Annotated in this window: 8 protein-coding genes; all 8 read left to right on the top strand. The window is 44.2% G+C overall.

Going from position 1 to position 14,854, the window contains the following annotated elements:
• Positions 1-300: 300 nt before the first annotated feature.
• The 8 genes from ACR6Z4_RS20825 (at position 301) to ACR6Z4_RS20790 (ending at position 14,613) form a co-directional block, all read left to right on the top strand.
• Positions 301-735 carry a hypothetical protein gene (locus ACR6Z4_RS20825; RefSeq protein ID WP_479719242.1) on the top strand — a complete coding sequence of 145 codons (435 nt, stop codon included), beginning with the start codon at positions 301-303 and terminating at the stop codon, positions 733-735.
• Between the two features lie 464 nt (positions 736-1,199).
• Positions 1,200-1,982 (top strand): LysM peptidoglycan-binding domain-containing protein, encoded by a 783-nt coding sequence (locus ACR6Z4_RS20820; protein ID WP_479719241.1) that lies wholly within the window; start codon positions 1,200-1,202, stop codon positions 1,980-1,982.
• A gap of 425 nt (positions 1,983-2,407) precedes the next feature.
• Entirely contained in the window at positions 2,408-3,388 is a 981-nt protein-coding gene (locus tag ACR6Z4_RS20815) for a peptidoglycan-binding protein (RefSeq protein WP_479719240.1), read from the top strand.
• A 141-nt stretch (positions 3,389-3,529) separates the two neighbouring features.
• Complete coding sequence (locus ACR6Z4_RS20810; protein ID WP_479719239.1) at positions 3,530-4,012, top strand: hypothetical protein; 483 nt, start codon at positions 3,530-3,532, stop codon at positions 4,010-4,012.
• Between the two features lie 30 nt (positions 4,013-4,042).
• The gene (locus ACR6Z4_RS20805; protein WP_479719238.1) at positions 4,043-6,052 is read left to right on the top strand and encodes a caspase family protein; all 2,010 of its coding nucleotides are present in this window, start codon (positions 4,043-4,045) and stop codon (positions 6,050-6,052) included.
• A 150-nt stretch (positions 6,053-6,202) separates the two neighbouring features.
• The gene (locus tag ACR6Z4_RS20800) at positions 6,203-13,525 is read left to right on the top strand and encodes an nSTAND1 domain-containing NTPase (protein WP_479719237.1); all 7,323 of its coding nucleotides are present in this window, start codon (positions 6,203-6,205) and stop codon (positions 13,523-13,525) included.
• Positions 13,526-13,729: 204 nt separating this feature from the next.
• A complete protein-coding gene (locus ACR6Z4_RS20795; protein ID WP_479719236.1) occupies positions 13,730-14,272 on the top strand; it encodes a hypothetical protein in 543 nt (180 codons plus the stop codon).
• 161 nt (positions 14,273-14,433) lie between these two features.
• Positions 14,434-14,613: a DUF5615 family PIN-like protein gene (locus ACR6Z4_RS20790; protein WP_479719270.1), complete on the top strand. Its 180-nt coding sequence runs from the start codon at positions 14,434-14,436 to the stop codon at positions 14,611-14,613.
• Positions 14,614-14,854: the final 241 nt, after the last annotated feature.

Genomic DNA, 14,854 nt, shown 5'->3' with positions numbered 1-14,854 from the left:
GACCTGATTTGGGGTAAATGCAGTAACTTGCATAGGAAATACGATCAGATTTATAAAAATTGCGATCGCATTCTCTATTTGTGAAATTTTATGTACGGAGTTTCCACATCCATTTTTGAAATTGACGTAAATACTTCGGGTCAATCTCGCACAAATACTGAGCTATTTCCTCCTTTATCCGTATTAAAACCAGTTTCAATCGATCTCTACTGAATCCTCTATAAACAATCGTTAAAAATACGAATCTCCTGACAATACTGATGTGGCTATGGTGAAAAGAACCCATCAGGAGAATCTACTATGACCCTTAAAACTCGCGGCTCCGCTGCCATCAACAAAGCTCAACGTCGTCTTGCCAGCCTCAAATCGATCGACGAAAATCTAGATTTAGGATACGGGCTTACTACTGATACATATGCTCAAATGATTGAAACCGTTCGCAGTACTATTGAAGCCCATAACACCCTCGTTTCCAAGATCGACGAGTCTCGCCGCAATGTCATTGCTCTAGAGAAAGAACTAGCAGATCTTAGTGCGCGGATGCTGAGCGGTGTTTCCACAAGATATGGCAGAAACAGCAATGAATATCGTAAAGCAGGTGGTAGCCTTCGCAAAAGCAAGACTGTGGCTTTTCAGTCCATGCCTGCACTAACTTCAGATCTGGCTCAACCACCTGCTCTAGAAATGGTGAGCTCTACCAACGGGACAAGTCAGAGCAAAGCTCAAACTGTATAGAATTCAGTAGCTCACAAACTCATCTCAATTCTTTCCAGAGAGTAGGTCTCAGAGGCATTTTACCCCTTTGAGACCTACTCTTTCGTTATTTGTGTCAGGCTCAGTGTGGCACCGCCATAAAATTTCATCGTTCAAATCGGAGACAGCTCCAACTTCTCGATGACGATACTGGGAACTGTAGCTATGTTCAATTGCTTAAGCCACGGATTTTTTGTTGTGGGTCGCGCTCCGCACGACCCACAACAAAAAATCTAACCATATCCAGGCGTGAAGCGCTGTAATGCCCCTAAGGGGCGATCGCTGTTGATTGAGCAGCAAGTGTGCAATAAAAGTCATCACAAACGCGGTCACAAGTCAGAAACAAGTCAGTCATTCTTAGTTTTAAACTCAGTCAACAATGGAGTTTGATCAATACATCGGGTTCAAATCTGCTATCCATCCTACTAAAGCAGTAAGGAAAACGAATGATGGTTACCAACTCAGGACAAGATCAAACTTACACCGTACAAGCAGGTGACTCTCTCTCGGCGATTGCTCAAACATTCTACGGGGATAGCAATGAATCAGCGTGGCGTAAGATTTATGAAGCAAATCAAACTGTAATTGGATCAGATCCAGCGCAACTGCAAGTAGGTATGGTTCTGGTGATTCCTCCCAAGTACCCAGGTGCCTCCTCTGGAGGCACGTCCAAAGGTGATTTTCAAGCAATGTTAGCGGCGATGGGCGCTTTTGAATCAGGGATCCCAGATGGTAATCCTCAGCAGTATCAGGTAGAAAACTCGCTTGGTTTCATAGGGAAATACCAATTTGGTGAACCCCTGCTGATCGATCTTGGTTATTATCAAGCTGAGATTTTCTATATGAACGGTGCCGATCGCAATCACTGGCAAGGACGATGGACGGGCAAGCGAGGTGTTAATAGCAAAGCAACCTTCCAAAGCTCTCCCGAAGTTCAAGAAGCGGCAATTCGAGAAGCATTTGCACTGAACTTGAGTCGCATTCAGGATGCCCTTGCAGCCCAAGGACAATCGGTTGATAACTATCTCGGTCAGGTTAAAACCTTTGGCGGGAAAACCGTCACGATTAGTCTATCTGGGTTACTCGCAGGCGCACATTTATCTGGTCCTTACGGTGTGGCAAACCTGTTGTTAAAAGGTCTGATTATGGGTGATGAATTTGGTACATCTATTTTGAAGTATATAGATGAGTATGGGGGCTATGATGTTACGCCAGCAGATTTTTCGTAGGCGATCGCTATCGATGGGAGTTGAGTTGAGCCAAACCTGTCCGGGGACAAGCATCTAAACAAGCTGTTGTCGATCGACCGGAGAATGAGGCGATCGATGGGAATAAATCACAAATTAAAAAGTTGCACTCTTTTAATGATTAAAAGTTGTCCTGAGTTAGGCCCTTTAATAAAGAGCGATCGCTTAAAAGTTATTCTCTCGCAAGGAAAGGTCAAAGGATGTAGAGCTTTGCCTTTCTTGAAGAGTGGGGAAAGAATTTGTCAGTCAGTCAGGAATAAAAAGTCATAGCAAAAGCAGGTGCAAATCAGAAACAAGTTGGTCATTCTCAGTCCGGAACTTAGTTAGTAATCGAGTTTGATAAACATAACAGGTTTAAACCTACTATCAATCTTTCTAATGTAAGTCTGAAAGACAGGACGGTAAAAATGAATCTCAAAGGCTTTGTTGGTACAGATGAGAAATACTCACTTGAGGCGATCGCCGAAGATCCCATGTTGATACTGGAAATTCAAGAAGCATTGGTTGCAATTGATTCTCTAAAAGAATCGTCTGAAGAATCTTGGGCAGATCGAGGATTCGACCAAGCAACCACCGATGCGTTACTGTCTTTTCAAACAAATTCTTTACCTGATACGAGTCTGGAAAGACAATATGGTTACTTTGGCACAGAAACCGCAGACGCACTGATCGGAGCACAACCTACCACCAGAAGTTTTACCCCGTTGTCAAGTTCTAAAAGTAATGGAACATCGCAAACGGGCGATATGGCAAGCCGTATCTACAATTACATGGTGAAGAAGGGCTATAAAGTCTTTCTTGAACGCAAACAATACAACATTGTTTACATCGAGGGAATGAATTCCAACTTCACACTCAACAATGATGTGCCAAATGAATTTAATGATCTGCGTTTGGTGCTAGAGGTTCAGGAAGGCAAGCCAGTTATTGTTGGCAAGTGGGAAGGCACCACTGAACCTGGGAAAAAATACACTATCGACCCGCTAAGCTCGAAGGGAGCTGCCCGGATTCAATTTGGACAACAACGTTGTTGGCAGGTGGGAACTCACAAAGAAGGGAAACCATCTGCTCATAAAGCACTCGTCCAGACGGGAGGACCCGTGACAGTCCATCGCGATCGCAATAAGGATTTCAAACGTACTAATGACAATCTAGATACGGGAAACTTTGGCATTAATCAGCATTGGGGATTTGACTTTCCTAAAAATGACATTAAAACAGCCAGTGCAGGTTGTTTAGTGGGGCGAACAACAGCAGGTCACAAGGAATTCATGGAGTTTGTCACGCAAGATAAACGCTATGTAGCAAATAGTAAATACGTGTTTTACACCACGGTCATTGCTGGTGATGATCTGATGAAACCTGAGCATGATGTTGTCAGTGCATAGCTCTTAATAGGTGAAGATTGGCAGCTATTTTGAGACGGTAATAGCCTATAGGTGGTGCGTTAACGCGATCGCTAGCGCACCCTAACAATCCTCTCTCCTACATTTGATAGATTTATAAATGTCTCAAGGTTAATACGTCTTATGCCAGAAATTTATGAATTAGCCGAAAAACTCTTAGAGTTGAACGAAGATGCACTCAAGGCTCAACTTGGAATACGGACTCAACAAATTTCTGAAGATGCAACGTCACGATCCGCTTCTTTGGAAAGTCTTGACGAAGATCTCTCCACGACTGAGAGAGGAATCAGTTTAAGGATTGCTGATATTGAATTTGGCGATCGCCTGTTCGAACAATTAAATGTCAAATCTTATGATTTGATGTGTGGTGATTTTTTGGATGATGCGGATTTAAAAGCGAAAGTTTTAGACGCTTTCAAAAAAGGTTCTGATCAAGCAGCCGCACTTTTAGCCCCAATTTTAGCGAGTCATTTAGGGCTGGCTTCTTCGATTGCCATGATTGTTGCGGTGTTAGTTGTTAAAGCACTGGTTTCAACAACGTCTACAGTTTCCTCTGCGACTTCAGATGCTATTTGCAGCATTTGGAAGACCACATTAGTTGAATAGAAAGATTTGTTCAGTCAGGGAGTGACAACAATGAAACGTAATCTCTATGCACTGTTAGTTGGCATTGATGAATATCCCAACCCTAATCAGCGGCTACAGGGTTGTGTAAATGATATCAACGCGGTTAAGGAGTATTTGGCGCAATGGTCTGCTAGCGACAACTATCAGCTTCATATCCAAACACTTCTTGATCAAAAAGCAACTCGTGAAGGGATCATTCAAGGGTTCCGAACGCATCTATCCCAGGCACATAGTAATGATGTCGTCCTCTTCTATTACAGTGGGCATGGTTCGCAAGAAAACAACATTCCCAAAGCATTTTGGCAGTTTGAGCCAGATCAAAAAAATGAAACGTTATATTGCTACGATAGTGGACTTCCAGGTAAGTGGCATCTGGCAGACAAAGAGCTTGCTAAATTGATTACCGAAGTCGCCCTCAACAAGCCTCACATTTGTGTGATTCTTGATTGTTGCCATTCCGGCTCTGGCACCAAAGATCCGTCTTCGGAGGTTGTAGAGCGGTTGACTCCTGGTGATGAGCGTTCTCGTCCGCTAGAAAGCTACCTCTTCAAGCGGGAGGAGTTAGAACAACTTTGTTCTGACTCTAGTGCCCATCAAAGTGCTACAGGGTACGAGTTTCCTCGAGGGCAGCACATTCTCATGGCAGCGTGTGAGGATCGGGATACGGCTAAGGAAGTGGTGATTGACGGCAAGAAGCGTGGCATCTTTTCCTATTGCTTGTTAGAGACGTTGAAGCAACCTGGTAAACGAACCTATCGAGAACTGTGGCAGCAAACTAAACACAAGGTTTCCCTAGAGCTGGCAAAACTCTCAAGAACTCAATTTCCTCAGCTCGAAGTTACTCCTGCCGAGCAAGGTAATTTACTGTTTTTAGATGGGGCGATCGCAGAGCGAGCATCCTACTTCACTGTCCGCCACGATAAGAGCCTGGGCTGGGTGATTGATGGCGGTGTCGTTCACGGTGTTCAACCGCCTGCCGGAGAGGAAACAACTTTGCTGGCTTTATTTCAGTTCGGCTGTAATGTGCGGGATCTGCAAAATCCTGATCAATCGATTGGCGACGCTAAAGTGACAAAAGTATTGCCTCAATTGAGCCAGTTGGAGATTACCCGTGGCACACTATCTACGGATGGTGTTTACAAGGCGATTGTCATTAGTCTGCCATTACCCGCTTACGGTGTTTACATTGAAGGAGATGCAAAAGGTGTTGTGTTGGCTGAGCAGGCAATTCAGTCCGCGACGATGGGAAATCATGCGTCAATCTACATTCGTCCAGTCCAAGCTCGTGAGACAGCTCAATTGTGGTTGCAGTGCCAGAATGAGGAATATAGAATTCGGTTGAAGGATGACAACCGTTCTTTAGTTGCTCCACTATCAGGATTCACAGCAGATAATGCAAAACAATCGATCGCCCGTCTGGAACATATCGCTCGCTGGTTGACTATCCGTGACCTCTCCAGCCCTCCTGCCAGCCGCATTCAACCTGAAGATATTGAGATAGAATTTTTGTTTGAAGGTGAGAATAGTGCTGTCACAGACAAGAAGATTCGCCGCCAGTATCAGTTGAAAGATGGAGAGTGGCAGCCTCCCAAATGTACAATCAAACTGACGAATAAAAGCCAAAAACCTCTCTACTGCACCATCCTAGACCTGACTGATCGATTTGCGATCGTGGCTCCCTTCTTTGCAGCAGGATATGTCCGACTTGAACCAAGACAATGTGCATGGGCAAGTGATGGAGATTATATTGACTTCTCAATCGAGCCAGAATTACGTCAGTTGGGACTAAGAGAAACGAATGACATATTGAAGGTAATAGTCAGTTCGGTAGAATTTGATGCACAATTGAGCGCTCAAGATGCCCTAGATCAACCTCACTCCTCACACCGAGGGATCTTCAAACAAACGACCCTCAATCGTTTAATGGATCGTGCTCAATCTCGGCTTGCTCAACCCAAGAAAGAGGTAACCTACGACGATTGGTATACCCAACAAATTATCTTTACGACTGCACTCTAAACTATTCACTCAGCAATATTTTACTGTACATCTGAAACTGATTTCGTCAGTTGAATTTTGCTTGGCTTGACCCAACTGACAATTCTCAACGCATCAACAAACATTGCCAATTTAATCCATTCACCGAACTTCTTTTGAAGGAGACGACTTATGAATTTATCGAATCCAGGTGGGAAACGGCATGATTTTACTCAAAATTTTGCCATCATTGTTGGCATTAATGAGTACGAAACTGAAACCCCACTCAAAGCGGCGGTCAATGATGCCAAACGTTTGGCTGTGATGCTGGGTGATGATGAACGGAAGAAGCATCGGGGTGGGGATGAGTGGTATCAAGTTTTACTGTTGACTGACAAAGATGCGACGCATGAAACTCTCACGACGTTAGTAGGCAATTTGAAGGATAATAAAATTAATTTCCCTGGACAAGTTGTCGAATTTAACGGTAAAGAAATCCAGGTATCTCGGAGCGGACCCATCGTTCTCCAGAAGAAGCATCGCTTTTTGTTCTACTTTGCAGGTCATGGTCTTCTTGCAGAAGATTATCAAGAGACTCAGGAAAACAAGCGAGATGGTGTTAGGAAATTACAATTGGTGACCCAGGAGGGAAAACATTTTCCAGCAGCAACCTTGATCGATACCCTGCAAGGACTACCCTGCGAACACAAACTGCTTATGCTAGATTGTTGCTATTCAGGCGCAGCCAGGGAAGCATCGAAACAGGCAGAAATCACTTCTAGAATTGCGAGTTCAAGTGGACAAAAAAGCTACAGGGAAGATTATGACTGCTTGTGGAAACAACCTACTTTTACGTTGATTTCTTCAGGGGGCTATCGACCCGTACCCGATGGTGGGAAATTAATACCTGATCATTCCCCTTTTGCAGAAGCTCTGTTCGAGGCTCTAAAAGGTGGAGATTATGGCCGAGAAGTTGACTCAAATAAAGACGGTATTCTTACGGCTGAGGAGATTTATAACTATATCGTAGGAGATACCCGTGTTAAACAGAAGCAACATCCAGAGATAAACTATCCGGCTCGACAAGAGACGATATCGGGGCAGTACTTTTTTCTAAGTCCTGAGTTTAATCCTGATGATTTGAAGAAGATCGGAAATATTGAGAATCCATACAAGGGTCTATTTGCCTATGAAGAAGAAGATAAGCCTATATTTTGTGGTCGGGATGCGCTGATCCAGAAACTATATCAACATGTCAATCAAGTTCACCAAAAGTTTACTATTGTCAGCGGAGCATCTGGTTCTGGCAAGTCAAGCGTTGTTAAAGCAGGACTGATTCCTTGCTTAAGAGAGAGTGCTGCTTCAACCCAATCGGACAAATCTGATCAGTCCAAACAATGGCATATTCTTGAGGCGATGCGCCCTGGAGAATTTCCATTAACAGAATTGGCAAAGGTTATTCTGCCGCTTTACGACAAGAGTTTGATTGATAGTGAGAATAGTAAACTCAACTCACTCATTCAAGATTTAAAGCAGGCTACACAACAAAATAACAAATTGCTTGAAGTAATCAATACCTGGAGTAAAGAGCAGAATCATCAGAATACTCACGTCCTACTCTTCATTGACCAATTTGAAGAGTTAATTACTCTATCTCAACCGCATGAAAGGGATTTATTTCTGAACTTGCTTGTGCAAACGGTAGAGAAGTCCGAGAATTTGCATGTTGTGCTAACAGTACGCTCGGATTTTGAGATTTATTTCCGTGGTTCTGCAAAAAATAGTAATTCTTCAAGCAATGCTGCTCAGTCCACTATCAGCCAATATTGGAACGCAGCCACACGCTTAGTCGTTGAAGAGATGAATAGCAATCAGTTCAGACAAGTGATCATGATTCCGACCAGACGCTTTCTCGACAAAAAAAGACGTGTTTTGGGATTTGAATCAGAAGCGTTGGTTTCAAAAATGATTGATGACGTTCGGGGAATGCCGGGAGGCTTGGCATTACTGTCATTTACACTAGACGAGCTTTATAAAACGGCTTCTGATAGAGAAGAGCCTAAAGTAATTATGATGGAGGAAGATTATGAGACGTTAGGGGGTGTTTCTGGTGCATTAACGAAGAGAGCAACAGAAGCCTACGATGAATTAGGTCAACTTCTACCCGACGAGAAGCCAGTAGGTAAGACTCCGTTCCCCGGTGCTGTACGCCAAGCAATGATGAAGCATTTGATACTCCGCATGGTTGCAACTCAGGGCGGGAGATTAGCCAAGCGACCGGTGCCAAAATCAGAGTTGCTGTATCCAAATTGGGGTTGCCGCTACAAAGATGCTACAGCCCGTATGCAAGAGGTTATCAAGAAACTAGATGATTACCGCTTGATTGTTTCTAATTCCTCTGAGTATGAGAAGGATGGTAAAACAGTCACAACAGAGTATGTAGAACCTGCTCATGATGCGCTTATTCTATATTGGGATAAACTCAATAAAAAGAATCAGAAACAGGGAAATCAAGTCCAAGAGCAGCCCAAAGAAGAAAAGGGATGGCTTGAAGAGGTGGATTTGGTTCTGCGCGATCGCCTCATCCTTGACACTCAGAAATGGCAGGAGAGAGAAGACTCCAAGCAGAGCGCTTGGTATGCAACGATTTCAAAACTCCCATGCGGTGCAATTGGCTTTGGCATCGAACAACAAATGCGCTTCGCTCGATCGCTAAACCCGAGAGCATTGCTGAGCCGACTGAAGCGATCGCCTGTTTCTCAAACTACTGCCGAACAAGCAAGTGTGCCCCAAAGCACAGGGGAGCATCTCTGGCACAATGACCCGCGATTAGAGCAACTCAGACAACTTCTGTATGTCAAGAACAGCTGGCTGAATAACAACGAAACCGAGTTCGTGCGGCAAAGTATTATCCGGAAAGGAGTATTGAGTGCCGCGTTTTTTGGACTTGGGTTACTTGGAGCAGTAGTAATTTTAGGCTTTTGGGTAAAGGCTTTACATGAAGAGGAAAAAGCTCAGATTAGAACGGTTGAGGCGTTAAGGGAATCCGCAGAAGCAAACTTAAAATCTGGACGGGAATTAGAAGCAGCACTCGATATCTTAGGGGCACAAAAAACACTTGGCTTTATTATCGCTCCATTTCAAGCAGAGAAAGTAGAGTCGCTCAATTCCTCTGTCCGTGGCACGTTTTTCAAGCTTCTATACGGCACTCAAGAACGCAATCGTCTGCAACTCGATCGCGGTAGCCTGTACGAAGTGGTCTTCAATCCCAACCCTGATGTGGATCTACTGGCAACGATTGGGCAAGGTGACACCGTTAGGCTCTGGAACAGTAAAGGTGACGAGCTTGCACCACTGATCACAGAGCAGGAAGATGTTTACAGCGTAGCGTTTAGAAATGATCCTAAAAAGCCTGAAAGTACGCTATTAGCAACAGGTGGGATCGATGGCACAGTTGAGTTTTGGCAGATTCAGAAGGATGGTTCGAGCACGTCCTGTGAGCCGACTGCTTCACCGAATACAAATTCATCAAGCCCAATTAACGGTAGTTCAAACACTTCCTGTTCGATTAAATCCATTAAAACGTCAAACTCTGACACGATCATTGATGATGTAGAGTTTGGTGATAATGGTAAATTATTGGCGATCGTTGAGCAGGATCTCAATCTTGGAGAGAGTCGCGTTAAGTTATGGGAACTGAAAAACGGACAGTACGTATCAAAAGAGATTTCGTCAACGGATCTAGGTAGTGAAAATGTTTACGGCGACATGACGTTTAGTCCTCAAACGTTGAAGGTCAAAAATAATCTAACTGTTTTGGCAACCGTTGGAGAGGAAGATGTAATCAGACTTTGGGATGCTAACTCTGGAAAAAAACTTGACGAAATTAATACGCAACAAGGCAATGTCTACAGCGTTGCGTTTAGTGATGATGGTATTCTGATGACGGGTGGAGCGGACGGTACTGTGAAGCGGTGGGAGATTGGAACTCAAAGTGATACGTTAAGGATTATCCCAAGCGATTCTGAAGAGATTACCGCTGATCAGACAAAGAACATCTACAGTATTGCAGTGCGACAAGATGGTCTACTGGCAATTGTCGGAGATAACGAAGTTGTACAGTTACAGGATGGCAACGGTACAGCTCGCAAACCTATTGAGGCACTGGGAGGTAGCTTATCAGATAGTCAAACTCGCAGCGTGGCGTTCAGCCCTGATGGTAAGCAATTAGCAACGCTTGGAAGTGACAATACGGTCAGGCTTTGGGATAGCTTTGGCAAAAGACTTTTTCGATTTTCCACAAATGATAAGGAAACAGACACTATTGCGTTTAGCCGTGATGGAAAACTACTGGCAACAGCAGGTATATTGGATGGTGAAAGGAATATTACGTTATTCGATCCCTCGTCGGGTGAGTTCATCGGTTATCATGAGGTCTCTACAAAACAAGATATCAAAAGCCTGATATTCTTACCTAGAAACAGAAATGGTGTTGAAGAGGAGCAGCTTGCAGCAATTAATGAGGATGGTTCAGTCTCCCTCCTAACAATTAAAAGAGATGGAGATAAAATCCACTTCACAAACGTTGAGACTTTTGATGCAAAGGAATCTGGCTTACAGCCTTATGGACTTGAGGTTGATACTAAGATTAAGAACTTAGTATTTAGTGCTGATGGACGTTATGCTGTGATTGTCCGAAATACCGCCAATAACGACAATAACGACAATAACGACACAGTCGAGGTAAAGGGAGCTGGCTCACCTATTCCACCGCCCCCAACCGATAGCATTGTTAATAGTGTTGCCATCAGCCCTGACAATCAACAAGTTGCAACTACAGGAGAAGATGGAATTGTGAGACTCTGGGATATCCAGAATCAGCCAGAGTTGGAACCTAACCCAAAAATTGAATTTGATACTCAACAAGGTGGCATTACTAGCCTCACCTTTAACCCCCTCAACAGTAATCAATTAGTGACAGGTGGAGAAGATGGTACAGTCAGATTTTGGGACTTATCCAGGAATCAACCGACGCAAATTCCACTGCTGAACGAAGGTGAACTCAAAGCTGTAGCTACTAGTGCAAATGGCGATCGCTTAGCGACATTGAGTGAAAAAGATGTTCTCAATTTGTGGAACATGGAGGACGGTACATTCAGAGCAAGCTCTTTCTCAGCAGAACAACTCAACCAACGTCAGAACTTGTTAGGAGATGCTGAAACCTTGATGCTGAGTCCGACAGGCGATCATCTCGCAATTATTAGTGCAGCTGGTAATGCCTTACTATGGGATATCGAAAACAATCAGTACACTGGTTTTATTCCCGCAGAACAAGACCCGGTTAAAAGCATTGAATTTGCTCCGGGGGAAGATCGCTTGATCGCCATTCGTCGAACGGATGGGAATGAGGTTAAAGCAGGTAGGATTGAGGTTTGGACACTAAAGGATGAACAGTGGCAACCGAATACAGACCCGAATAGCCTTGGCGATGAGCAAGACATTGTTAGTACGTCATTCAATCAAAGTTCTTTGGACCTGAAAACTTCGGGAACCGTCAGAATTGATCTGGCAACGCTCAGTCAAGATGGAACTGTGAAGCTCTGGGATGCTGAGGGTAAATTAATGCAAACTTTGTTTAAAACTGATCAGGAGAACCCGCATATTATTGCATTCAGCCCAGATGGAAAACGCCTCGCAACAGGTGCAGCAGAAGATGCGGAAACAGCAGGTACTGTCAGAGTATGGGATATCAAAGGCAAGCAGATCCAGCAGTTTGGAGAGTTAGGTGAAGATATCAAGAGCATCATTTTTAGCCAAGATGCAAGACATCTGGCGATCGTTGCTAGCAGACAACTTCCTCAAGAAAATTCCAATACTCCTGTCGAAGAATCGACTGAAGCGCCCATTGAAGAATCGATTGAAGACCTTACTCAAGCAAGTAGTAACAATCAAAAGATGTTTATGGTGTTTGATGTAGATAATAATTTACATGAACCTATCAACCCGCAAAACACTCAACAGGGAGCGATTACAAATGCCATGTTTACTTCTGATGAGCATTTGGCAACTTTGAGTCAAACGGGTCAGTTGAGCCTGTGGCACATGAGCGACCAGAAGCTACGGGAAGAGGTTTGTCAATTGGTCTGGAGCTATATTGATCCTGATATTCAGAAAGATCTGTGTGAAGGAGTAAATGCACCTTTAGTGCAAAGCACTAGTGTCGGTGAGAAGCTATTAATACCGTCCAATTTCAGTGCTGAAAAAATAGCTGGTATTCAGGCGATGGCTTCTGGTGACTTTTCTACCGCTATTCAACATCTGGAAGGTTCTTTAAATAGCAGACCCAACGATCCAGAGGCCCGAATTTATCTAAACAATGCTCAAATTGGTAATCAATCGTTTTACACAATCGCCGTTCCTGTGCCAATTGGTCCAAATGTAGACGCAGCGCAGGAAATTTTGCGAGGTGTAGCACAGGCACAACAAGAAATTAATGAACCGCAAGATAAAAATAGACAGCGAGGCATTAATGGTAAATTGCTGCGTGTCATGATTGCCAATGACAACGATGATCCGGAAATCGCTCAGCAGATTGCCCAATGGCTGGTCGATGATCCGGAAATTGAGGGAGTTGTAGGGCATTACGCCAGTGGCACCACAAAGGCCGCCAACGAAATCTACGAAGAAGGTAAGCTAGTGTCTATCTCGCCTGTCAGCAGCGCCGTAAATTTGTTTGAGTCAGGTAGTCCCTATGCGTTCCGTACTGTGCCTAGTGACCAGATGGCAGCGCAACGGCTAGCAGACTACATGGTGCAGCAAGGAAAGACACAGGCAGTGGTATTTTATAACAGCACCAGCACCTACAGTAATTCGATTGCTCAGGCGTTTGCAGATGCACTCAAAGAGCAAGGAGGCAGTGAGATTAATCGGATTGACCTCTCCCAGTCAGACTTTGATGCTGCACAGGAGATGGAAAAAATAATTAAACAGCACGACGTAACAGATACTACAATCGTTCTGTTCCCCAACTCCGGTGTCCTTCCCAAAGCGATCGAAGTCATGCAGGAGAACTCCACTCAGTCACAGAGTGCATCCCGTCAGCCGTTTTTGATGTTAGGCGGAGACGATGTTTATTCTCCAACAGTCTTAAAAGATGCGAAAGAGGCGGCTATAGGTTTGGTTGTCGCTGTGCCCTGGCATATCAATCGTGAACCCAATGCTCCCTTTGTCCAAAACTCCCGCACTCTTTGGAATGCAGATGTGAACTGGCGATCGGTGACGGCTTATGATGCTGTTATGGCACTGGCAGAGGGGCTGCGCCGCAACCCGACCCGCGAGGGATTAGCAGAGGCTTTACGGGCTAATGACTTTGAGGTTGAAGGTGTAACCAATCCTGTCAAGTTTCAGGCAAACTCAGGCGATCGAGATCAGCCAAGTGACCTGGTTCAGGTCATACGTCCACGCGATGGTAGGTCTCGATCGGGGACAGGATTTGACTTTGAGCCTGTTCCCTAAAGAACTGAACAGATTTAGTTTTGTCTGATCCGATCGCTCTCTCAAATGAGGAGAACTGAAAGGGCGATCGCCACTCCCAATAAACAACCAGAAACAGTGGCGATCGCACCAAAAATATTCCTGATGGAATAACTGTTTTGCTCTGCTTGATGTCAATTAAAAGTTCAAGATCTGCTCCAATTTAGAGAAATTAACGAGGTCATTATGAGTATTCAAGATGATTTGAGAGACGAAGCGATCGCAGTATTTGACGATGAAGATGTTCATACAGATCCTGCTTTTGAAGAAGGTTTGGATGAGCGTGATCTAGATACACGCGGTATTGTTGAGTGGCGAGTGGCAGAAAGCCTGAAGAAACTTCAAAGCCAAGTCAATGATAAAGCACCTAACCGTAGTAAAAAGAGCGACGGAACGATTGGTGATGCTGCCCACGCTAGCAGAAATTCTGATCACAACCCCTGGGTTAAAGATGGGACCAAGGGCGTTGTTACTGCTCTTGATATTACGCATGATCCAGCTAATGGATGTGATGCGGGTCAAATTGCAGAAGCTATTCGTACCAGTAAAGATAGCCGCGTCAAGTACATGATTTGGAACAAAAAGATTGCTAACCATCAAGCATTGGATGGGCAACCTGCATGGGCATGGAGAGTTTACAACGGTAGTAATCCTCATACCAAACATATGCATATTTCGGTCAAGTCAGATAAAGCAAGCTATGACTCAACTACCGATTGGAAGATTTGAGGGTGAACCATTACGTCTCGCCCATCTCATCCTTTCAGTAAAGGGGTGTAAGGGCGATCGCACTTGAATATCGAGGCGATCGCTCCTCCGGTTCCGAGTCCGCAAAGAATGAGAGCGATCGCCCTTGTCAAGCATTAAACTAAAGCTATGCTCATTCCGCAATCACAATAGATAAACAAAGGGCAGAAATTGATGTTTCGACTACTTCAATAGCAGGCTTGACCGGACGAAGTGATGCAGAGCAACTAGCCCTTATCCAACGCAAAAATCGAGTTGTTGTTACTCATGATGATGATTTTCTACACATTGTTAGCATTCGTAATGATTGTTTGCTGATGTAAGGCTGCTTGATCAATCGGTGAAATGGTTGAGCAATTGGTTTTGATGTATGAAGTACTTTTGCCAGAGGAGATGAAAGAACGAGTGCAACTTTTATAGCAGCGATCGCCTCTATACTGTAGATCCCCGGAATTTCAAGGTTTTCGGGGATTTTATCTGTTTCTTTGATTTAACCTCTTTGAATGGCAAGTTGGAGAATGAGGAGTTCAAGATGTTTTTTTGGCAGCAAATTAACCCTGTCTA

This window comes from Calyptranema fuscum S582, assembly GCF_055793305.1.
The sequence above is the reverse complement of the archived record's forward strand: the minus strand, read 5'-3'. Positions and strand labels throughout refer to the sequence as shown.

Bases quoted from the DNA above. Each gene is read 5' to 3' on its own strand.
- ACR6Z4_RS20825 (WP_479719242.1), top strand. From the start codon at position 301: ATGACCCTTAAAACTCGCGGCTCCGCTGCCATCAACAAAGCTCAACGT.
- ACR6Z4_RS20820 (WP_479719241.1), top strand. From the start codon at position 1,200: ATGATGGTTACCAACTCAGGACAAGATCAAACTTACACCGTACAAGCA.
- ACR6Z4_RS20815 (WP_479719240.1), top strand. From the start codon at position 2,408: ATGAATCTCAAAGGCTTTGTTGGTACAGATGAGAAATACTCACTTGAG.
- ACR6Z4_RS20810 (WP_479719239.1), top strand. From the start codon at position 3,530: ATGCCAGAAATTTATGAATTAGCCGAAAAACTCTTAGAGTTGAACGAA.
- ACR6Z4_RS20805 (WP_479719238.1), top strand. From the start codon at position 4,043: ATGAAACGTAATCTCTATGCACTGTTAGTTGGCATTGATGAATATCCC.
- ACR6Z4_RS20800 (WP_479719237.1), top strand. From the start codon at position 6,203: ATGAATTTATCGAATCCAGGTGGGAAACGGCATGATTTTACTCAAAAT.
- ACR6Z4_RS20795 (WP_479719236.1), top strand. From the start codon at position 13,730: ATGAGTATTCAAGATGATTTGAGAGACGAAGCGATCGCAGTATTTGAC.